This is a genomic window from Rhodoferax sp. GT1R46, from assembly GCF_056521285.1.
Map to the genome: position 1 here is coordinate 297,296 of NZ_JBWMBC010000001.1, position 20,203 is coordinate 317,498.

The 20,203-nt window shown below is 61.5% G+C and carries 18 protein-coding genes; 11 read left to right on the forward strand and 7 right to left on the reverse strand.

The window, feature by feature from the left end; genetic code table 11:
• The gene (locus AC097W_RS01440; RefSeq protein ID WP_479600470.1) at window positions 1-927 is read right to left on the reverse strand and encodes a histone deacetylase family protein; all 927 of its coding nucleotides are present in this window, start codon (window positions 925-927) and stop codon (window positions 1-3) included.
• Window positions 928-1,159: 232 nt separating this feature from the next.
• Between AC097W_RS01440 and AC097W_RS01445 the strand changes: the two genes are divergently transcribed.
• Window positions 1,160-2,698 carry an acetyl-CoA hydrolase/transferase family protein gene (locus tag AC097W_RS01445; RefSeq protein WP_479600471.1) on the forward strand — a complete coding sequence of 513 codons (1,539 nt, stop codon included), beginning with the start codon at window positions 1,160-1,162 and terminating at the stop codon, window positions 2,696-2,698.
• Here AC097W_RS01445 and bktB read toward each other — a convergent pair.
• The 4 genes from bktB to AC097W_RS01465 form a co-directional block, all read right to left on the reverse strand.
• Window positions 2,695-3,879, reverse strand: a complete 1,185-nt coding sequence (gene bktB, locus AC097W_RS01450) for a beta-ketothiolase BktB (RefSeq protein ID WP_479600472.1) — start codon at window positions 3,877-3,879, stop codon at window positions 2,695-2,697. The genes AC097W_RS01445 and bktB overlap by 4 nt on opposite strands.
• Before the next feature lie 110 nt (window positions 3,880-3,989).
• Window positions 3,990-4,745 carry an SDR family NAD(P)-dependent oxidoreductase gene (locus AC097W_RS01455; protein WP_479600473.1) on the reverse strand — a complete coding sequence of 252 codons (756 nt, stop codon included), beginning with the start codon at window positions 4,743-4,745 and terminating at the stop codon, window positions 3,990-3,992.
• The gene (recJ, locus tag AC097W_RS01460) at window positions 4,742-6,451 is read right to left on the reverse strand and encodes a single-stranded-DNA-specific exonuclease RecJ (RefSeq protein WP_479600474.1); all 1,710 of its coding nucleotides are present in this window, start codon (window positions 6,449-6,451) and stop codon (window positions 4,742-4,744) included. The genes AC097W_RS01455 and recJ overlap by 4 nt, the downstream gene beginning before the upstream one ends.
• 7 nt (window positions 6,452-6,458) lie before the next feature.
• Entirely contained in the window at window positions 6,459-7,439 is a 981-nt protein-coding gene (locus AC097W_RS01465; protein WP_479600475.1) for a hypothetical protein, read from the reverse strand.
• Window positions 7,440-7,475: 36 nt separating this feature from the next.
• On the opposite strand from AC097W_RS01465, the gene AC097W_RS01470 reads away from it, so the two are divergent.
• From AC097W_RS01470 to AC097W_RS01515, 10 genes are all read left to right on the forward strand, one after another.
• Window positions 7,476-8,744: a lipoprotein-releasing ABC transporter permease subunit gene (locus AC097W_RS01470; RefSeq protein ID WP_479600476.1), complete on the forward strand. Its 1,269-nt coding sequence runs from the start codon at window positions 7,476-7,478 to the stop codon at window positions 8,742-8,744.
• The gene (lolD, locus tag AC097W_RS01475; protein ID WP_479600477.1) at window positions 8,737-9,420 is read left to right on the forward strand and encodes a lipoprotein-releasing ABC transporter ATP-binding protein LolD; all 684 of its coding nucleotides are present in this window, start codon (window positions 8,737-8,739) and stop codon (window positions 9,418-9,420) included. The genes AC097W_RS01470 and lolD overlap by 8 nt, the downstream gene beginning before the upstream one ends.
• A gap of 28 nt (window positions 9,421-9,448) precedes the next feature.
• On the forward strand, window positions 9,449-10,300 hold the full coding sequence (locus tag AC097W_RS01480) for a TatD family hydrolase (RefSeq protein ID WP_479600478.1): 852 nt from the start codon (window positions 9,449-9,451) through the stop codon (window positions 10,298-10,300).
• A 6-nt stretch (window positions 10,301-10,306) separates the two neighbouring features.
• The gene (locus tag AC097W_RS01485; RefSeq protein ID WP_479600479.1) at window positions 10,307-11,065 is read left to right on the forward strand and encodes a class I SAM-dependent methyltransferase; all 759 of its coding nucleotides are present in this window, start codon (window positions 10,307-10,309) and stop codon (window positions 11,063-11,065) included.
• Complete coding sequence (gene tfpB / locus AC097W_RS01490; RefSeq protein WP_479600480.1) at window positions 11,062-12,849, forward strand: type IV pilus assembly ATPase TfpB; 1,788 nt, start codon at window positions 11,062-11,064, stop codon at window positions 12,847-12,849. The genes AC097W_RS01485 and tfpB overlap by 4 nt, the downstream gene beginning before the upstream one ends.
• 68 nt (window positions 12,850-12,917) lie before the next feature.
• On the forward strand, window positions 12,918-13,406 hold the full coding sequence (locus AC097W_RS01495) for a tripartite tricarboxylate transporter TctB family protein (RefSeq protein WP_479600481.1): 489 nt from the start codon (window positions 12,918-12,920) through the stop codon (window positions 13,404-13,406).
• Window positions 13,407-13,417: 11 nt separating this feature from the next.
• Window positions 13,418-14,929, forward strand: a complete 1,512-nt coding sequence (locus tag AC097W_RS01500; RefSeq protein WP_479600482.1) for a tripartite tricarboxylate transporter permease — start codon at window positions 13,418-13,420, stop codon at window positions 14,927-14,929.
• 126 nt (window positions 14,930-15,055) lie between these two features.
• The gene (gene ahpC, locus AC097W_RS01505; RefSeq protein WP_479600483.1) at window positions 15,056-15,619 is read left to right on the forward strand and encodes an alkyl hydroperoxide reductase subunit C; all 564 of its coding nucleotides are present in this window, start codon (window positions 15,056-15,058) and stop codon (window positions 15,617-15,619) included.
• Window positions 15,620-15,788: 169 nt separating this feature from the next.
• Window positions 15,789-17,363: an alkyl hydroperoxide reductase subunit F gene (gene ahpF / locus AC097W_RS01510; RefSeq protein ID WP_479600484.1), complete on the forward strand. Its 1,575-nt coding sequence runs from the start codon at window positions 15,789-15,791 to the stop codon at window positions 17,361-17,363.
• Window positions 17,364-18,374 (forward strand): tRNA-dihydrouridine synthase, encoded by a 1,011-nt coding sequence (locus AC097W_RS01515; protein ID WP_479600485.1) that lies wholly within the window; start codon window positions 17,364-17,366, stop codon window positions 18,372-18,374.
• On the opposite strand, the gene AC097W_RS01520 is transcribed toward AC097W_RS01515, so the two are convergent.
• A complete protein-coding gene (locus tag AC097W_RS01520) occupies window positions 18,329-19,330 on the reverse strand; it encodes a 2-dehydropantoate 2-reductase (protein WP_479600486.1) in 1,002 nt (333 codons plus the stop codon). The two genes, AC097W_RS01515 and AC097W_RS01520, sit on opposite strands and share 46 nt — an antisense overlap.
• On the reverse strand, window positions 19,327-20,193 hold the full coding sequence (locus tag AC097W_RS01525) for an NUDIX hydrolase (RefSeq protein ID WP_479600487.1): 867 nt from the start codon (window positions 20,191-20,193) through the stop codon (window positions 19,327-19,329). Before AC097W_RS01525 ends, AC097W_RS01520 begins: the two co-directional genes overlap by 4 nt.
• Window positions 20,194-20,203: the final 10 nt, after the last annotated feature.

Below are 20,203 nucleotides of genomic sequence, written 5' to 3' on the forward strand. Positions count from 1 at the left end.
TCAGTCGGCGCCAATCAGCACCTTGACATGGGCCGCAGCGCTACGGGCCAGCGGGCTGAGTACATAGCCACCTTCCAGGCAGGAGATGACGCGGCCCTGGCAGTGGCGCCGGGCAACCGCCATCAGCTGCTGCGTGACCCATTCGTAATCGGCCTCCACCAGGCCGAGGTTGCCCATATCGTCCTCGCGGTGGCCATCAAAGCCGGCCGAGATGTAAATCAGCTGGGGCGCGAAGGTATCGAGCGCGGGTAGCCAGTGGTTGGTAACGGCTTCGCGAAACTTGTCGCTGCCCGAGCGCGAGGGCAAGCCCACGTTGACCATGTTGGGTCCGGTGGCGTCCTCGCCGGTGAAGGGGTACAGCCCCTGCTCGAAGATGGAGCACATCAGCACACGGTCATCGCCCCGAAAGATATCTTCACTGCCGTTGCCGTGGTGAACGTCAAAATCAATCAGCGCTACGCGCTCCACGCCATGCACGGTCAGGGCATGGCGCATGCCAACTGCCACGTTGTTGAAAAAACAGAATCCCATGGCCGCGGCCCGCTCGGCATGGTGGCCCGGGGGGCGCACGCAGCAAAAGGCGGTGGGTACCTCGCCCGAAAGCACCAGGTCCGTCGCAAGCACAGCCGCACCAGCGGCGCGCAGGGCCGCTTTGATGGTGAAGGGGTTCATGTCGGTGTCGGGATCCACCTTGTGGTAGCCCTCCGTGGGTGAGGCGTCCATGAGCTCACTCACATAGAGCGACGAATGCGCATGGGCCAGCTGCTCGGGGGTTGCCAATGGCGCGTCGTAGCTGTTCATGTAGTCCAGCAGCCCCTTGACCAGCAGCAGGTCATTGATGGCACCCAGCCGCTCGGGGCACTCGGGGTGATGGGGACCCATTTCGTGGCGGGCGCAATCGGCGTGGGTGATGTAGGCGGGCAGCAAATCAAACTCCTTGTGCAATTCCAGTAACTATTGGCAAAGGCACCGAACGAGTCTAGACAGATCGGCGACGCGCGGTCTTGATCTAGAGCAATTCCAGTGCAGCCTTCTGGCACCCGAAGAGATATAAGGGTTTACCCTTAACCGCACGGATTTGCCTGCTAAGATTTGGCGCGCCTTTGTCGCGCGCCAGCGTCATGATTCTCCTTGCCTAACCTTACCCGAAGCTGTTTATATGCCTATTGCCGACCGTGTACAGAACCCCATCCTGAAATCCCGGATCATGTCGGCCGAAGCGGCTGCCGAGCTGATTCCGGCCGGCGCCAATGTCGGCATGAGTGGTTTTACGGGTGCGGGCTATCCCAAAGCGGTGCCCAAGGCGCTGGCGCAACGCATTGCGCGTCTGCACGCGCAGGGCGAGGACTTCCGCATTGGCCTATGGACCGGCGCCTCCACGGCGCCCGAGCTGGATGGCGAGCTCGCCAAAGTGGACGGCATCTCCATGCGCCTGCCCTACCAGTCGGACCCGACGGTGCGCAAGCAAATCAATGCCGGCCAGATGCAATACACGGACATCCACCTCTCGCATGTGGCGCAACTGGCCTGGTTCGGGTTTTTAGGTCCACTGGATGTGGCTGTGGTGGAGGTGGCGGGCATCCTGCCCGATGGGCGCCTGATCCCCTCGTCGTCGGTCGGCAATAACAAAACCTGGCTGGACCGGGCGGACAAGATCATTCTGGAAGTCAACTCCCTGCAAAGTGCGGGCCTGGAAGGCATGCACGACATTTATTACGGCACACGCCTTCCGCCCTTGCGCCGGCCCATTCCATTGGTCGGTCCTGGCGACCGCATCGGAGAGCACTACCTGCATTGCGACCTCAGCAAAGTGGTCGCCGTGGTGGAGACCAATCAGCCTGACCGCAACTCCGCCTTTGCCGCGCCGGACGAGACATCGCAGCGCATTGCGGGTCACATCATCGACTTTCTGCAGCAGGAGGTGAAGCTGGGCCGCTTGCCAGCCGATTTGCTGCCATTGCAATCTGGCGTGGGCAACATTGCCAATGCCGTGCTGATGGGGCTGAACGAGGGACCGTTCGAGAACCTGACGGCCTACACCGAGGTGCTGCAGGACGGCATGCTGGACATGCTGCGCTCGGGCAAGCTGACGATGGCCTCGGCCACTGCGTTGTCATTCAGTCCTAAGGCGCTGGCCGATTTCAACGAAAACATCGACTTCTACCGCGAGCGCATCGTGCTGCGCCCGCAAGAGGTCAGCAACCACCCCGAGGTGATTCGCCGTCTGGGCCTGATTGCGATGAACGCCATGATCGAGGCCGACATTTATGGCAACGTGAACTCCACGCACGTGATGGGCTCGGGCATCATGAACGGCATTGGCGGCTCGGGCGACTTTGCACGCAATGCCTACCTGTCGTTCTTCATGACGCCCTCAACGGCCAAGGATGGCGCCATCTCCTGCATCGTGCCCATGGTCTCGCATGTGGACCATACCGAGCACGATGTGGAAATCATCGTCACAGAGCAGGGCTTGGCGGATTTGCGTGGCCTGTCGCCGACACAGCGGGCCCGTCTGGTGATTGAAAAGTGCGCCCATCCGGATTTTCGTCCGGCCTTGCGTGATTATTTTGAACGGGCCCTGCGCGATGCGCCGGGCAAACACACGCCGCACTTGCTGAACGAAGCCCTGTCCTGGCACTCGCGCTATGTCGAGACCGGACAGATGCTGCCCGCAACTGCGGTGGTAGCGGCTTAAACGCGTTCGAAGATGGCGGCAATACCCTGGCCGCCGCCAATGCACATGGTGACCAGCGCGTAGCGCCCGCCAATGCGCTCAAGCTCATACAGGGCCTTGACGGTAATCAGCGCACCGGTCGCACCAATGGGGTGACCCAGCGAGATGCCGGAGCCATTGGGGTTGACCTTGGCAGGGTCCAGCCCCAGGTCGCGCGTTACGGCACAGGCTTGGGCGGCAAAGGCTTCATTGGCCTCAATCACATCCAGATCCTTCACCGTCAAGCCCGCTTTTTTCAGTGCGAGTTGCGTGGCAGGCACGGGGCCGATTCCCATGTACTTGGGGTCCACACCCGCATGCGCGTAGGCCACCAGACGGGCCAGCGGCTTGAGGCCGCGCGCTTTGGCGGTGGCGGCTTCCATCAGCACAACCGCTGCTGCTGCGTCGTTGATGCCCGACGCGTTGCCAGCCGTCACGGTGCCGTTTTCTTTCAGGAAAGCGGGCTTGAGCTTGGCCATGTCAGCCATGCTGCAGTTGGGGCGGAAGTGCTCGTCGGTGGCATAGGACACATCGCCCTTTTTGCTCTTGAGGATCACCGGCATGATCTGGCTCTTGAAGTAGCCCGCCTCGGTAGCGCGCTGGGCACGGTTGTGGCTCTCGACCGCAATCGCATCTTGCTCTTCACGGGTGATGCCCCACTTGGCCGCGATGTTTTCAGCGGTCACGCCCATGTGGATGGTGTGAAACGGGTCGTGCAATGCGCCGATCACCATATCAATCATCTTGGTGTCACCCATGCGGGCACCCCAGCGGGTGTTGAGGCTCGCGTAGGGGCCCCGGCTCATGTTCTCGGCACCGCCGCCGATGGCGACGTCGGCATCGCCCAGCAAGATGCTCTGGCTGGCCGAGATGATGGCCTGCAGGCCCGAGCCGCACAGGCGGTTGACGTTGAATGCCGGTGTGCCCTCCGCACAGCCGCCGTTGATGGCCGCTACGCGGGACAGGTACATGTCTTTGGGTTCGGTGTTGACCACATGGCCAAACACCACATGGCCCACATCCTTGCCGTCCACGTTGGCACGGACCAGCGATTCGCGCACGACCTGGGCGGCCAGTTCGGTGGGGGGGATGTCTTTCAGGCTACCGCCAAAAGTACCAATAGCGGTGCGCACAGCGCTGACAACAACAACTTCACGGGACATGAAAAATCTCCTTTAATTAGACAAAACAGTTTTTACCAAGATAGGTCGACCAACAGTGTGCGCCGTAAAAGCTGCACAGGCCTTACGGGTATTTTGATCAAAACAGGGGGCTATCCGCGCACATCTGCGACAGCGTCAGCGCCGAAATCTGGCCGTGCCAGATAGGCCAGCACGCGGTGGGCTGCCTCCGTGGGGCTGGTGAGCTGGCCTTGCTGGTGCATCGCCGCAAAGGCGCCACGGTCCGGGAAACCGCTTGCGTCTTCACTGCGCAACTGTGCCTGCATGTCGGTATCAATAACGCCGGGCGCGAGCGAGCAGACTTTTGCACCATTGGGTTTGAGTGCTTCATCCAGCGCCATGCAGCGGGTGAAATGGTCCATGCCCGCTTTGGCCGCGCAGTAGCCCGCCTGGGACGCCATGGCGCGGCGGCCCAGCCCCGACGAAATGTTCAGCACCTTGCGTGGCAGTGGCCAGCTTTCAGTAGCACCCAGAAAGGCAGCACACAACTGCAGGGGCGCCTCCAGCCCCACGCGCAGGGCGTGGGCCAGGTCAGTGGGGTCCGACTGGCTCAGAGGGACCAAGGCCGGAATGACGCCCGCATTGTTGATCAGAGTCGCGCTGTCCAGCATGCCAGGAGCCTGTATCTGCAGCCATTCCGAGAGGCGGGCCGCCGCTGCGGCACCATCGGCCAGGTCCACGGCCCATTGCTCCAGCGTGGCGCCGCTTTGCGCCGCCTGTTCAGCCAGCGCTGCGTTGGGTTGGCGGGAGAGGCACACAACCGCAACTGAGGGCGACAGCAACTGCTGCGCCATAGCCAGCCCCATACCGCGTGAGGCACCGGTGAGGATGAACAGATCACGTTTCATATCGATGCCCCTTCCACCAGAAACCGCACCCGCCGCACGCCATTCCACTCGTCCGCATCCAGCCGGAAGGCCAGCGTTACTTTGGCGGGTAGCGGTTCGGTGTGGCCAAACCAGATGCCGTCCACGGGCTGGCCCTGGTGCTTGAGTTTGAGGGACAGGTGTTTTTCTCCCACCAGCCGCTGCGAGATCACTTCGACCTCTTCACTGAAGGTGGGTGCAGCAAAGCCCTGGCCCCATACCTCTTTGTGCAGGGCATCGACCAGTTCCACACGGCGGTATTCGGGAGCCAACGGGCCGTCGGTGTCCATTCGGCGGGTAAGGGTGGCAGCATCCAGCCACTCTTGTGCCACCTGAATCAGGCCCTGCTCAAAGTCGTCCAGGCCCTCTTCGGTAATGGTGCAGCCCGCGGCCATGGCGTGGCCACCAAAACGCAGCAGCACGCCGGGGTAGCGCTTGGCCACCAGGTCCAGCGCGTCGCGCAGGTGAAAGCCGGGAATGGAGCGGCCTGAGCCTTTGAGTTCGTGCTCCTTGCCCGGTGCGGCACTGGCGGCAAACACAAAGGCCGGGCGGTGCAGCTTGTCCTTGATGCGCGAGGCCACGATGCCCACCACGCCCTCGTGGAAGTCGGGGTCGAACACGCAGATGGCGGGTGGTGGCGCGTCACCCTCTTCAAACAACGACTCGGCAATCAGCATGGCCTGCTCGCGCATGTCGCCCTCGATCTCGCGGCGCTGGCGGTTGATGCCGTCCAGTGTTTTCGCCAATTCATCGGCCCGCGCAGGGTCATCGGTGAGCAGGCATTCAATGCCCAGGGTCATATCGCTCAAACGCCCGGCGGCGTTGATGCGGGGGCCCAGTGCAAAGCCAAAGTCGAAGGTGGTGGCGACCGCAGCCACACGCCCAGCTGCTATAAAAAGGCTAGCTAGTCCCGCAGGAAGGGCGCCGGCGCGCACGCGTTTTAGCCCTTGGGCGACAAGGCGGCGGTTGTTGGCGTCTAGCTTGACCACATCGGCCACGGTGCCCAGGGCGACGAGGGGCAAGAGGGTGTCCAGTTTTGGTTGTGTGGCCGCGTCAAAGACGCCGCGGGTGCGCAACTCGCTGCGCAGTGCCAGCAGCACGTAAAACATGACGCCGACTCCGGCGATGGATTTGCTCTCGAACGGGCAACCCGGCTGGTTGGGGTTGACGATGACGTCCGCATTCGGTAGTTCGGCTGCAGGCAAGTGGTGGTCGGTTACCAGCACCTGCAGGCCCAGCGCGCGGGCGTGGGCCACACCGTCCATGCTGGCAATGCCGTTGTCCACGGTGATCAGCACGTCGGCGCCGGAGTCTTTGACCCGCTGCGAAATGGGTGCCGTCAGGCCATAGCCATCGATGATGCGGTCGGGCACGATGTAGCTGACGTGTTGCGCGCCCAGCAGCTTGAGCCCGCGGATGGCCACGGCGCAGGCGGTGGCACCGTCGCAGTCATAGTCGGCCACGATGCACAGGCGTTTGTTTTGCCCAATGGCATCGGCCAGCAGGGTTGCGGCCTGGGGCAAGCCCCGCATGGTGGAGGGCGGGAGCAGCTTGGCCAGTGCGTCGTCCAGTTCCTCGGTGCCGGTCACGCCGCGCGCCGCGTACAGGCGGGCCAGCAGCGGGTGAATGCCAGCTTGCTCAAGCGCCCAGACGGAGCGGGGCGGAATGTCGCGGGGGACGATGTGCATAGATTTTTTAGAGAATTTTCAAGAACGCAGCGGGTTGCGGTGCTGCAAAGCGCTGGCGGATGCGCGCCCACCAGGAGGCGGGCAGGCTGTCGAGTGTTTTTGCCTGCAAGTCGCCGCAGAGGGTGAGTTGCACCGGGTGGCCGCTTTGCAACTGCACCAGCAGGTCGGCCAGGGCGGTGCTGTCCAGCGTTTGCCAGGCGCGGGCCCAACCGGCGCCGTCGTCGTGCAGGGCCGGTTCACGCAGCGTGTGCAGGATGGTGCAGGGTGGGGCCGCAGTGTGGGGCTGGGGGGTGGCATTGCCGGTGCCGCTCACCCAGAAAGAGTTCACCGTGGGCTGACCTTGTGCGTGGCGCGCGTCGATGACCGGGTGGGTGTAGAGCAGCATCTGCATCTCGTTTTGCAGGCGGCGCAGGGTCTTGGCCTGCGCCTGGCGGGGCATCCAGGCGTCCACGGTGTGTCCGGCCACGCGGTCCAATGAAGCGGTGGGCAGATCGCGAAAGATGTCGCCCTGTGCCAGCCAGGTGGTGTGGGCATGGCCCAGTGGGTGGGGGAAAAGGGTGATGCCGTCTTCAGCAAAGTAAGGCTGCATGGCGCTGTGCAGCGCATCTGCCTCTTCCGGGGTCAGGGCCAGGTGCTGTGGCTCGGCCATCTCGACGTGGTGGGTGTGAATCTTCCATTGGCAGGGGGTGATCCAGGCCCAGGCGTCGCTGCCATGCTGCGCGGTGAGCCCGAGCCGGGTGGCATCTGCCGCGGCCCAGGGGATCAGGCCATCCGCTGCATCAGCGAGCCCCAACTGGCGTGCCTCTACCTGTTCGTGCAGTGGCGTGAGCTGGTCAGGGTGGCCATGCAGGGTGGCGGACAGGCTCATTTGGCGCAGCAGTTGCACCAGGTTGGGAAGCTGAAGCGCGGAAAGCGTTTCCACAGACCGGGGGCCGGAAGGTGCCGCGTGGGTAATCACGGTGTGAACAGGGTGCAAAACGTGGGGCATGGCGTGATTGTCCCGCATGGATGCCACAATCCGGGGATGATTCATATTTCTCAGGTTCCGTACGAGCTGTTGATCGGCTGGCGGTACACCCGGGCCGGCAGAACCACCCGGCGCAACGGCTTCATTTCATTCATTTCAGGCGTTTCCATGCTGGGCATTGCGTTGGGGGTGGCCGCACTCATCATCGTGCTGAGCGTGATGAACGGCTTTCAAAAAGAAGTGCGCGACCGCATGCTGGGCGTGGTGTCGCACATCGAGGTGTACGCCGCAGGCGGCCAGGCGCTGCCCGATGTCAACCTGACCCTGAGCCAGGCACGGGCGAATCCGCAGGTGGTCGGTGCTGCACCTTTTATAGCAGCCCAGGCACTGTTGGCGCGGGGTGAGGACATGAAAGGCGTGATGGTGCGGGGCATTGACCCGGCCCAGGAGCATGAGGTGACTGACCTGGCTGCCGGTGCGCAGTCCGCAGTGCTGGCGCAGTTGGTGCCAGGCGGTTTTGGCGTGGTGCTGGGGTCGGAACTGGCCCGCTCCATGGGCGTGCGCACGGGAGACAAGGTGACCCTGGTGGCACCGAGCGGCCAGGTCACGCCGGCGGGCGTGGTGCCCCGGCTCAAGCAGATGACGGTGGTGGGCACCTTTGATTCTGGCCATTTTGAATACGATTCCACTCTGGCCATGGTGCATTGGGAAGACGCGGCCAAAATCTTCCGGCTCGAAGGCCCATCGGGCATCCGGCTCAAGCTGCGCGACCTGCACCAGGCGCGCCAGGTGGCCGATGAACTCAGCCGCGCGTTGACCGGCGACCTGTATCTGCGCGACTGGACGCGCCAGAACCGCACCTGGTTTGCTGCCGTTCAGGTCGAAAAACGCATGATGTTCATCATCCTCACCCTCATCGTGGCCGTGGCCGCCTTCAACCTGGTGAGCACGCTGGTGATGACAGTGACCGACAAGCGCGCCGACATTGCGATCCTGCGCACGCTGGGCGCGAGCCCGGCCAGCATCATGGGCATATTTGTGGTGCAGGGCGCCATGGTGGGCGTGATCGGCACGCTGGCGGGTTTGCTGCTGGGGCTGGGTGTGGCCTTCAATATTGATGTGATCGTGCCCGCGCTGGAGCACTTGCTGGGAGCCACGTTTTTGCCAAAAGACATCTATCTGATCAGCCGCATGCCGAGTGATCCGCAGCAGGCCGACATCCTGCCGATTGCAGTGATTGCCCTGGTGATGGCCTTTGTCGCCACCTTGTACCCCAGCTGGCGCGCCAGCAAGGTCAACCCGGCGGAGGCCTTGCGCTATGAATGATGTTGTATTAAAGGCCCAGGGTCTGACCAAGCGTTTTCACGAAGGCAGTCTCGACGTCACGGTATTGCAGGGTGTTGACTTGCAGGTGCACCGCGGTGAAACGCTGGCCATCGTGGGGACCTCTGGTTCCGGCAAGAGCACGCTGCTGCATTTGCTGGGTGGGCTGGATGCCCCAACCAGCGGCTCGGTCGAACTGTTTGGCCAGAATCTGGCGGGTCTGAGCGCGGCCCAGCAGGGCCGCCTGCGCAACAGCCATTTGGGTTTTGTGTACCAGTTTCACCATTTGCTGCCCGAGTTCAGCGCACTCGACAACGTGGCCATGCCATTGACCATTCGACGTTTAGCCCCCGCAGATGCTGCGCAAGCAGCTATGAAAATGCTAGCAAGTGTGGGGCTGGAGAGTCGCGTGAACCACCGGCCGGCGGAACTGTCTGGCGGTGAGCGCCAGCGCGTGGCCATTGCCCGTGCGCTGGTCACCCGCCCCGATTGCGTGCTGGCCGATGAGCCGACAGGCAACCTGGACCGCAGCACCGCCGACGGCGTGTTTGACCTGATGCTGGAACTCGCTCGCGTGCATGGCACGGCGTTTGTGCTGGTGACGCACGACGCCACCCTGGCTGCGCGGTGCAGCAGGCAATTAAAGCTGGTGTCGGGCAAGCTGAGCGAGGCGGGTTAGCCGGCGACGGACCGCAGAGTGAAACCGAATGCCCCTGCGCTGGATCGACACCCATTGCCACCTGGATGCCGCCGAGTTCACCGCGGATAGCGGCGTAGTGCGTGCACGCGCCCGCGCGCTGGGTGTGGCGCATTGCGTGATTCCTGTCGTTGAGGTCTCCAACTTCGACGCGGTTCGCAATCTTGCCCATGCGGGTGGCGATAGTTATTGCCTGGGCATTCACCCGGTGTTTGTAAAGCATGCCAGGCCGGCGGACCTGTCGGAGCTGGATGCGAGTCTGCAGGCCCATCGCGATGACCCGCGGCTGGTGGCGGTGGGCGAGATCGGTTTGGACTACTTTGTTCCCGAGCTGTGCGAGAGCCCGCTGCGCGAACAGCAAGAGCATTTCTACCGCGAACAACTCAAGCTGGCGCGCAAACACGGGCTGCCAGTGGTGCTGCATGTGCGCCGCTCAGCGGACCGTCTGCTCAAGCATTTACGCGAAGTGGGGCAGAGCGGCGGTGCATGGACCGGCATTGCCCACGCCTTCAATGGAAGCGAGGCACAGGCGCAGGAATTCATCAAGCTGGGGTTCAAGCTGGGTTTTGGAGGTGCGGTCACCTTTGAGCGGGCCTTGCAGTTGCGCCGCCTGGCGCAGACGCTGCCGCTGGACGCGATTGTGATGGAAACGGATTCACCGGACATGCCACCGCATTGGCTGTACACCACCGCGCAAGAGCGCGTGAAGGGTGCCGGGCAGGGGCGCAATGAGCCGGGTGAATTGCCCCGCATCGCCAGCGTGGTGGCGCAGCTGCGTGGCATGACCCTGGAGGCGCTGGCGCAGGCCACCACGCACAACGCCTGCCAGGCTTTGCCGAAGCTCTCGGCACTGCTGGTATAAATCCCCATGGCAAGAAACCAACCGATCACCCTACCCGAAGTCAATTTTTCCGACGAAGGCCCCATTCGCCACCTGCATCTGGACAGTATCTGGATCCAGGGCTCCATGATGGTGGATGCACCCACGGTGCTGGTGCACGAGTACATCCAGCGCATGATGGCCTGGCTGCTGTTTGTGGACCCTGCAAGCGTGTCGAAACGCCAGGCTCTGCAACTCGGGCTGGGTGCGGCATCACTCACCAAGTTTTGCCACAAAGTGGTTCGCATGAAAACGACTGCGGTAGAGATCAACCCCCAGGTTGTGGCGGCATGCCGGGGCTGGTTCAAACTGCCCCAGGACAATGGCCGCTTGCAGGTGGTGCTGGCGGATGCCGCCCAGGAAATCAAATTGCCCCGCTGGCAAGGCGCTGTAGACGCCCTGCAGGTCGACCTGTATGACCAGGAAGCGGCTGGTCCCGTGCTCGACAGCGCAGAGTTTTATGCCGGCTGCCGCAAGGTGCTGACCGACGATGGCTGCATGACCGTGAACCTGTTTGGCCGCTCATCCAGTTTTCAGAAAACCGTGGACAAGCTGGCCGAGGCCTTCGGCAAGGAGGCCTTGTGGGCTTTCAAGGCCACGCGTGAGGGTAACACCGTGGTGCTGGCCCAGAGAACACCGGTGCGGCCCAGCCGTGCGGTGCTGATGGAGCGGGCCGACACCATCCAGCGGCAGTGGGGTCTGCCTGCGGACAAGTGGGTTCGCGTTTTTAAACCGGTGTCTCCATGAGCACGCATTCGAAACTGGCGCCAGTCTCCAAAGCTCTGCACATCGGCCCGGTGGACTGGCGCAGGCTCGTGGAGTGGTTGCAGGCGGACGGCGTCATTTCGGATGAGGAAGCCCTGCGCACCGTGGGGCGCTGCTCGCAGGCCGAGAGCGCGCAGCACCCGCTGGTGCGTCTGGCCAGTGTGTCCATGCGCCGTGCGTCGGATGGCAAGCCGCTGGATGTCGAATCCCTCACGCAATGGCTGGCCGGGCGTGCCGGACTGGATTACTTGCGTATCGATCCCTTGAAGGTCGATGTGGGCAAAGTGGCTGACTCCATGGGAGCCGCCTATGCCGAGCGACACAAGATATTGCCGGTCATGGTGACCGCCATTGAAGTGACGGTCGCGACCTCGGAGCCATTTATTACCGGGTGGGTGGAAGAAGTGGAACGGCAGTCCCGCCGCAGTGTGCGCCGGGTCGTGGCCAGTCCGCAGGAAATCCACAAGTACACCGCCGAGTTTTACGCGCTGGCCAAGTCGGTGCGCGCGGCCAGCAAGGCCGGCACCAACAACGGCGCGAGCTTTGAGCAGCTGGTGGAACTGGGCAAAACCAATAAGCAACTCGATGCCAATGACCAGGGCGTTGTGCAGGTGGTGGACTGGCTGTGGCAGTACGCCTTTGACCAGCGCGCCAGTGACATCCACATGGAGCCCCGGCGTGAGCAGGGCGTGATCCGTTTTCGCATTGACGGCGTGCTGCACCCGGTGTACCAGATGCCCATGGGCGTGCTCAACGCCATGACGGCCCGCATCAAGCTGCTGGGGCGCATGGACATTATTGAAAAACGCCGCCCGCAGGATGGCCGCATCAAGACCCGCAACCCGCGGGGTGACGAGATCGAAATGCGTATCTCCACCCTGCCCACGGCGTTTGGCGAAAAGATGGTGATGCGGATTTTTGACCCTGACAACGCAGTGAAAGATCTCGATGCCCTGGGCTTCTCCAATCACGATGCCGTACGTTGGGAGGCATTGGTCAAGCGGCCACACGGCATCATTCTGGTGACGGGTCCGACCGGTTCAGGCAAAACGACCACGCTCTATTCCACGCTCAAACGGGTGGCGACGGAAGAGGTCAACGTCAGCACGGTGGAAGACCCTATCGAAATGATAGAGCCCGCCTTCAATCAGACGCAGGTGCAGCCGCAGCTCGATTTTGGGTTTCCGCAGGGGCTGCGCGCGCTGATGCGCCAAGACCCCGACATCATCATGGTGGGAGAAATCCGCGATCTCGAAACGGCCGAGATGGCCGTGCAGGCGGCGCTCACCGGGCATCTGGTTTTCTCCACCCTGCATACCAACGACGCACCTTCGGCGGTGACGCGGCTGATGGAGTTGGGTATTCCTCCGTATTTGATCAACGCAACGCTGTTGGGTGTGCTGGCACAGCGGCTGGTGCGAACGCTGTGCAAGCAGTGCCGTGTGCGCGACGAGGAAACGACCCGCGAGGCGCTGGGCGAGTTGATCAAGCCGTGGCAAATCAACGGGGGCTACAAGCCCTACAAACCCGTGGGTTGTGTGGACTGTCGCATGACCGGCTTCATGGGGCGCATGGGCCTGTATGAGTTGTTGGTAGTGTCAGAAGGTTTCAAGGCGCGGGTCAGCGCCGATCCCAGTATCGATGCCTTGCGACGCCAGGCGATTGCCGATGGCATGCGTCCATTGCGGCTTGCCGGCGCGTTGCGCGTGGCCGAAGGCATGACGGTCATGGAGGAGGTTCTGACGTCCACGCCGCCCATGAGTTGAATGGTTGGGTGCCCCTTGTTTGCGTGCAGAATGGGAAACCTTTTTTTTGAGGTTCGAGGAGACAAATAATGAATATAAAAAGTCAAAAAGACTTTTTCTCTGGACTCATGTTCATGAGCGTTGGAGTGGCATTTGCTTGGGGTGCCAGCAGCTACGCCATCGGAAGCGGTGCCCGCATGGGACCCGGTTATTTTCCGTTGGCTTTGGGAATCTTGCTGGCCATTCTGGGTGGCATCATCACGTTCAAGGCATTGGTCGTAGAAACCGTAGATGGTGACAAAGTGGGCAAATTCGCATGGAAGCCCTTGTTCTTCATCATCGCAGCCAACCTGGTGTTTGGTGCCATGATTGGTGGCCTTCCCAGCCTGCACATGCCACCGCTGGGTCTGATTGTGGGCATTTATGCACTGACGTTTATCGCCAGCTTTGCGGGTGACGAGTTCAAGCTGAAGGAAATCATCGTGCTGGCGACCGTGCTGGCTTTGTTGAGCTATCTGGCTTTTATTGTGCTGCTCAAGTTGCAGTTCCCCGTCTGGCCTGCCTTCATTGCTGCTTGAGGATACACACCATGGATCTATTCAACAATCTGGCACTTGGCTTCGGTGTGGCGTTTACGTCGCAGAACCTGATGTATGCGTTTATCGGCTGCCTGCTGGGAACCCTCATTGGCGTGCTGCCCGGCATTGGCCCCTTGGCCACCATCGCCATGCTGTTGCCCGCCACGTACGCGCTGCCACCCGTGGCCGCGCTCATCATGCTGGCGGGCATATATTACGGCGCGCAGTATGGCGGCTCCACCACCGCCATACTGGTGAATCTGCCGGGCGAATCCTCCTCGGTGGTCACGGTGATTGACGGCTACCAGATGGCGCGCAACGGCCGGGCGGGTCCGGCGTTGGCCGCAGCCGGTTTGGGTTCATTTTTTGCGGGTAGCGTCGGCACGCTGATTCTGGCCGCTTTTGCCGGACCACTGACCGAGCTGGCATTCAAATTCGGTCCGGCAGAATATTTTTCCCTGATGATTCTGGGCCTGATTGGTGCCGTGGTACTGGCGTCCGGCTCGTTACTCAAAGCCATTGCGATGATCGTCCTGGGATTGCTTCTGGGCATGGTTGGGACCGATGTCAATTCGGGTGTCGCTCGCTTCAGTTTTGATATTCCTGAGTTGACCGATGGCATTGGCTTCATCGTCATTGCCATGGGCGTTTTCGGCTACGGTGAAATCATCAGCAATCTCTCCAAGCACGAAAGCGAGCGCGAGGTGTTTACCGCCAGCGTGACGGGATTGATGCCCACCCGGGAAGATTTCAGGAATATGATCCCGGCCGTTTTGCGCGGTACCGCGCTGGGTTCATTGCTGGGAATACTGCCGGGTGGCGGTGCGGTTATGGCTGCTTTTGCAGCCTACACCCTTGAGAAGAAAACCAAGCTGCGCCCGGGTGAGGTTCCCTTCGGCAAGGGCAATATTCGCGGTGTAGCAGCGCCTGAGGCGGCTAACAATGCGGGTGCGCAAACCTCTTTCATTCCGTTGCTTACCCTGGGCATTCCGCCCAACGCCGTGATGGCCTTGATGGTGGGTGCGATGACCATCCATAATATTCAGCCCGGGCCGCAAGTAATGACCAGCAACCCGGAACTGTTCTGGGGCCTTATTGCCTCGATGTGGATTGGTAACCTGATGCTGGTGATCTTGAACCTGCCCTTGATCGGCATCTGGATCAAGTTGCTGAGCGTGCCTTACCGGTGGTTGTTTCCGTCCATCGTGCTGTTTTGTGCCATCGGCGTGTATTCCACCAACAACAACACCTTTGACATCTGGATGGTGGGCCTCTTTGGCTTCATCGGTTACCTGTTTATCAAGTTGGGTACCGAGCCTGCACCTTTGTTGCTGGGCTTCATTCTTGGACCCATGATGGAAGAATATTTGCGCCGTGCGCTGCTGTTGTCGCGTGGTGACTGGAGCGTATTCCTGACCCGGCCGCTTTCCGCCGGTCTGCTCGCAGCGGCGGTCCTGTTGCTGGTTATCGTGCTGATGCCCTCCGTCAAATCCAAGCGCGAGGAAGCTTTCGTCGAGGATTGAGTGCGGTGAGTGGTCATAGGATTTAACAATCCGATTGATTGGATCAATCAACCCAAAGCATGGTGTGAAGCGCCTAAGATGCAGGCTGTTCATTCGCAGAACAGCAACTTCACGAGGAAAAACACCATGTCTTTGATCAACACCGAAATCAAGCCCTTCAAGAACGAAGCCTTTCACAACGGCAAGTTCGTGACCGTCACCAACGAAACCCTCAAGGGCAAGTGGAACGTGTTCATTTTCATGCCTGCAGCCTTCACCTTCAACTGCCCCACCGAAGTGGAAGACGCTGCTGACAACTACGCCGAGTTCCAGAAGGCGGGTGCCGAGGTCTATATCGTGACCACCGACACCCACTTCGCCCACAAGGTGTGGCACGAAACGTCACCTGCCGTTGGCAAGGCCAAGTTCCCGTTGATCGGTGACCCCACTCACTCCCTGACCCGCAGTTTTGACGTGCATATCGACGAGGAAGGTCTGGCACTGCGCGGCACCTTTGTGATCAATCCTGATGGCGTGATCAAGACGATGGAAGTTCATTCCAACGAAATCGCCCGCGATGTCAAGGAAACCCTGCGCAAGCTCAAAGCGGCTCAATACACTGCGGCGCATCCCGGCCAAGTGTGCCCTGCCAAGTGGAATGAAGGCGCCAAGACCATCACACCTTCACTGGACCTGGTCGGCAAGATCTAAATCCGCCGGTATGCCAGAGGGCGTTGCCGCGCAGGCGACGCCCCCCAGCCGGACAGTGCCGAGGTGCCTTGCGCCTCGCCGTCCGGCTTTTTATATGCCAAATCGGCCCCTAGCCCCCGTAGATAGTGCGCAAGCAGCTATCTAAATAGTAGCAAAACAGGATCCCGCCATGCTCGACCAAGAACTCAAAACCCAACTCGCAGGCTATCTGGAGCGCGTGTCGCAGCCTTTTGAGATGGTGGCGTCAACCAACGACACGGAGACTTCCCGCGAGATGGTCGACCTGTTGCAAACCATTCAGAGTCTGCGTAGCGACAAGATCACCTTGCGCACCGATGGCCAGGATGCCCGCAAACCGTCCTTTTCGTTGCAGCGTGCGGGCACTGCCACCAGCCTGCGATTTGCCGGCTTGCCGCTGGGCCATGAATTCACGTCCCTGGTGCTGGCCCTCTTGTGGACTGGCGGGCATCCCCCCAAGGTTGAGCAGGACGTGATTGACCAGATCAAGGGTTTGGAGGGTGACTTCAACTTTGAGGTCTACATGAGCCTGACCTGCCACAACTGCCCGGACGTGGTGCAGGCGCTGGCACTCATGGCCATCGTCAACCCCCGTATCAAGACCACGGTGATCGAAGGCGGCGCCTTCCAGCAGGAAGTGACCGAGCGCGAAATCATGGCCGTGCCCATGGTGTTTCTCAACGGCCAGATGTTCAGTTCCGGCCACATGCTGGTGGAAGAGATCGTCGCCAAGCTCGACACCGGTGCTGCGGCCAAGGACGCTGCCAAGCTGTCTGGCAAGGAGCCGTATGACGTGCTGATCGTCGGCGGGGGCCCCGCTGGCGCGGCCGCTGCGGTGTATGCCGCCCGCAAAGGCATTCGCACCGGTGTCGTGGCTGAACGATTCGGCGGGCAGACGCTGGATACATTGGCTATTGAGAATTACATATCGGTACTGGAAACCGATGGACCGAAATTTGCTGCGGCGCTGGAGCAACAGGTCAGGCACTACGGGGTGGACATCATGAATCTGCAGCAAGCGGCCAAGTTGGTGCCCGCTACCGAACCCGGTGGTTTGATCGAGGTGCAACTGGTCAATGGGGGCTCGCTGAAAAGCCGCTCCGTTATCTTGTCCACCGGTGCCCGCTGGCGTGAGGCCAACGTGCCGGGTGAAAAACAATACCGCAACCACGGCGTTGCCTATTGCCCGCATTGCGACGGCCCCCTGTTCAAGGGCAAGCGCGTGGCGGTCATCGGTGGTGGCAACTCCGGCGTGGAGGCCGCCATTGATCTGGCGGGTGTGGTCGCCCATGTCACCCTGCTCGAATTTGCGGAAGCCCTGCGCGCGGATGCTGTGCTGGTCAATAAACTGAAGAGCCTCCCCAATGTGGATATTCACACGCAAGCGCTGACGACCGAGTTCACCGGAGACGGAAGCAAGGTGAACGGGCTGACCTACACCGACCGCGCCACGAATGAGATCCACCATATCGGGCTCGAGGGAGTGTTCGTGCAGATCGGTCTGGTTCCCAATGCGGAGTGGCTTAAAGGCACATTGGAGCTGTCGCGTCACGGCGAGATCGTGGTTGACGTGAAAGGCCAGACATCGCTTCCCGGCGTGTTTGCGGCCGGGGACGTCACGACGGTGCCTTTCAAGCAAATCGTGATCGCGGCTGGAGATGGCGCCAAAGCAGCGCTCAGTGCCTTTGACCATCTGATCCGTTCACCGGCACAGGTTGCCGCCTGAGTGACCATTCTTTTGGCCCCCATGGAGGGGCTGCTGGACTTTGTGTTGCGCGACATCCTGACCCGTGTGGGCGGGGTGGATCGCTGCGTGTCGGAGTTCATCCGGGTGACCGACACCCTGTTACCGGAGAAGGCCTTCTTGCGGGTCATCCCTGAGCTGGCCAATGGCGGGTTGACCCCGTCGGGTACACCCGTACGCGCGCAGCTGCTGGGGTCTGATCCGGTTTGCCTGGCCGAAAATGCGGCCCGTCTGGCGGCTATGGGCCCGCACGGCATTGACCTGAATTTTGGCTGCCCGGCCAACGTGGTGAATCGCCATGGGGGGGGTGCCGCGCTGCTGGAAGATCCTGAGCTGTTGACCCGCATTGTGGCAGCGGTGCGCAGGGCCGTGCCGGCCCACATGCCGGTTTCAGCCAAGATGCGTCTGGGTTATCACGACGACGCGCGCGCGGTGGAGTGTGCGCAGGCGATTGAGCTGGGGGGTGCCAGCGAGGTGGTGGTGCATGCCCGCACCAAAGCCGACGCGTACCGCCCGCCCGCGTACTGGGAGCGCGTGAACGACATCCGGCTTGCTGTGTCCATTCCGGTGGTAGCCAATGGCGAGATATGGACCGCGCAGGACGCGCGTCGCTGCCGGCAGGCCTCAGGCTGCAACAGCATCATGGTGGGGCGCGGGATCGTCGTGGACCCAGGCCTGGCCTTGGCGATACGCCAAGATAAACACAGCGATGCAACCCAGGTTGCTGATACGGTGACATGGCAAATGCTGCAACCTTTGCTAGGGGAATTCTGGGTGTTGGTGTGCAGCCGCCTGGAGCGTCGTCAGCAGGCCGGGCGACTCAAGCAATGGCTCAATTTCCTGCGGCGCCGCCATGTTCAGGCAGAGCGGGCTTACGTGGAACTCCGCACTCTTCACGACCCCATTCTGGTTACCCAGTGGCTGGTGCGCGAAGGCATGCTTTCGCCTCACAGTCCGGTGGCGCGCAGCAACTCCGGACCTGACATGCGCTGACCGGCATGGTGGCTGGCCAGGAGTTCACACATTTTGGTGTTGACCGGAGTGGGCACTCCAACCTGTGCTGCCAGCCGAACTGCGGCACCGCACAGATCATCAATTTCCGTGGTGCGCCCCTGCTGAACGTCGTCCCACATGGAAGACCGGGCATTTTCATCCATACGCAGCATGCGCGCCGCTACGCGCTTAAATAGCCAGTTGGGCAAACGCAGGATGTAAGGCAGGACATGGGGCGGAGCCGTCGCAACCTTGGCTGGATGAATGCCTGCCGCTTGCAATGCTGCCAATGCTTCGAGTTGCATGGCCGCTACGACACGGCGGTAATCCCGGTTCATCAGTTGCGCGCGCAATGGCATGTCAGACAGTGCGTTAACCGGATTGTTGAGGTTCAACAACAGTTTGCCCCACTGAATGGGGCGCATGTCGTCCGGCAGTTCCACCGGCAAGCCGGCTGCGATGAGTGCGGGCCGAATCTGCTCAGTCGTCGGGTTGCGTCCTAATTGCAGCGGGCCCGTGGTGCCACGGTGCACATGGTTGGCTTTCAGCATCACGACATTGAAGGGAACCATGCCTGCGACTGCGCTCAATTGGGGTGCCGCTGTTGCGATGCGTGCGACATTGGCCACACCGTTTTGCATCGACAGGACCATGGTGTGTGCAGGACATACCGTCGCCAGCTCCTGAACGGCCGACACGGTGCCGCCGCCTTTGACGCACAGCAGGACGACGGTCGGCGACGTGAACATGTCCGCATCCACTGTCGTTGCCAGACGCATTTTGTCGGGGTGAACTTGCGCTTTGAAACCGTCCAGATCGGTCACGGTCAGACCGTCCCGGCCTATGGTGTCGATGATCTTTGGACGACCAATCAACGTGACCTGTTCACCCGCTGAAGCAAGACGCGCGCCCAGATAACAGCCGATGGCGCCAGCGCCAAGAATGACGTAATTCATGTAAATAGTGCCTCAAAACCCTCAGCAGGTTCAAATCGCTTGTTGCGGTACGACAGCCGCGTGGGGCCCGGCATAGCCCGCGTGCTGACCGGGTGGCGGGCGTCGCCGGGGTAACAGATCACCCTTTCTCCACCGTCGTTGAAAGCCTCTGGCAGGATCAGCGGTGGGGAACTGCTGCGCGCACCTTGCATGACGCTATCCACGGTGCCGAAGCGCGACAGGTGGGCAAGGGTCATGATTTGTGGCGGCGCCAATTCGATCCGGCTGTTCCAGTATTGCTCCAGGGCCGCGCGCGGGCGCAACCAGACGCTCTCGGTGGCTTCGTGGTTATCGTGGCGCGCTTCCTGATCGGGTGGAACGGCAGCGACAAAAAAGCGGGTGTCAAAGCGTTTGCTGGTAACCGAGGGCATGCGCGGGGTGATCCAGCGGGACCAGGGCAACACATGGCTGGTTTGCAGGCGCAGGGACAGGCGGCTGAGCATCTCGTTAAAGGGCAGGTCCGGCTGCTGCGCTAACGCTGTGTGTGCCGTGTGCGCATCTTGCGCGAACAACACGCGAGATTCTTCAAAAGCCTCTCGCAGGGCTGCAACGTAAAGCCCTGTTGCCGTACTGACCGGCGTATCAGGCTCTCCCAAGGCGGCATACAGTTGCTCTGGGTGCTGATCCAGGTGGGCCAAGGTGTCCAGCCTGGCGTCACTGTCGTCCAGTTTTCCACCGGGGAACACATAAGCACCCCCCAGAACGTCAGACAGACCATGGCGCTTGACCAGGAACACTTCCATGCCTAGCGGCGTGTCGCGCAGCATGATCACGGTAGCTGCATCACGGGGTGGAGCAGTCGGGATTTCAGAGTTCAATTCCATGGCACTGTCG

Coding starts and splice junctions, on each gene's coding strand:
- AC097W_RS01455 (WP_479600473.1), bottom strand. CDS start 4,745: ATGAAACGTGATCTGTTCATCCTCACCGGTGCCTCACGCGGTATGGGG.
- AC097W_RS01445 (WP_479600471.1), top strand. CDS start 1,160: ATGCCTATTGCCGACCGTGTACAGAACCCCATCCTGAAATCCCGGATC.
- ahpC (WP_479600483.1), top strand. CDS start 15,056: ATGTCTTTGATCAACACCGAAATCAAGCCCTTCAAGAACGAAGCCTTT.
- recJ (WP_479600474.1), bottom strand. CDS start 6,451: ATGCACATCGTCCCCCGCGACATTCCGCCCCGCTCCGTCTGGGCGCTT.
- AC097W_RS01495 (WP_479600481.1), top strand. CDS start 12,918: ATGAATATAAAAAGTCAAAAAGACTTTTTCTCTGGACTCATGTTCATG.
- tfpB (WP_479600480.1), top strand. CDS start 11,062: ATGAGCACGCATTCGAAACTGGCGCCAGTCTCCAAAGCTCTGCACATC.
- AC097W_RS01470 (WP_479600476.1), top strand. CDS start 7,476: ATGATTCATATTTCTCAGGTTCCGTACGAGCTGTTGATCGGCTGGCGG.
- AC097W_RS01465 (WP_479600475.1), bottom strand. CDS start 7,439: ATGCCCCACGTTTTGCACCCTGTTCACACCGTGATTACCCACGCGGCA.
- AC097W_RS01480 (WP_479600478.1), top strand. CDS start 9,449: ATGCCCCTGCGCTGGATCGACACCCATTGCCACCTGGATGCCGCCGAG.
- AC097W_RS01520 (WP_479600486.1), bottom strand. CDS start 19,330: ATGAATTACGTCATTCTTGGCGCTGGCGCCATCGGCTGTTATCTGGGC.
- AC097W_RS01525 (WP_479600487.1), bottom strand. CDS start 20,193: ATGGAATTGAACTCTGAAATCCCGACTGCTCCACCCCGTGATGCAGCT.
- lolD (WP_479600477.1), top strand. CDS start 8,737: ATGAATGATGTTGTATTAAAGGCCCAGGGTCTGACCAAGCGTTTTCAC.
- ahpF (WP_479600484.1), top strand. CDS start 15,789: ATGCTCGACCAAGAACTCAAAACCCAACTCGCAGGCTATCTGGAGCGC.
- AC097W_RS01485 (WP_479600479.1), top strand. CDS start 10,307: ATGGCAAGAAACCAACCGATCACCCTACCCGAAGTCAATTTTTCCGAC.
- bktB (WP_479600472.1), bottom strand. CDS start 3,879: ATGTCCCGTGAAGTTGTTGTTGTCAGCGCTGTGCGCACCGCTATTGGT.
- AC097W_RS01500 (WP_479600482.1), top strand. CDS start 13,418: ATGGATCTATTCAACAATCTGGCACTTGGCTTCGGTGTGGCGTTTACG.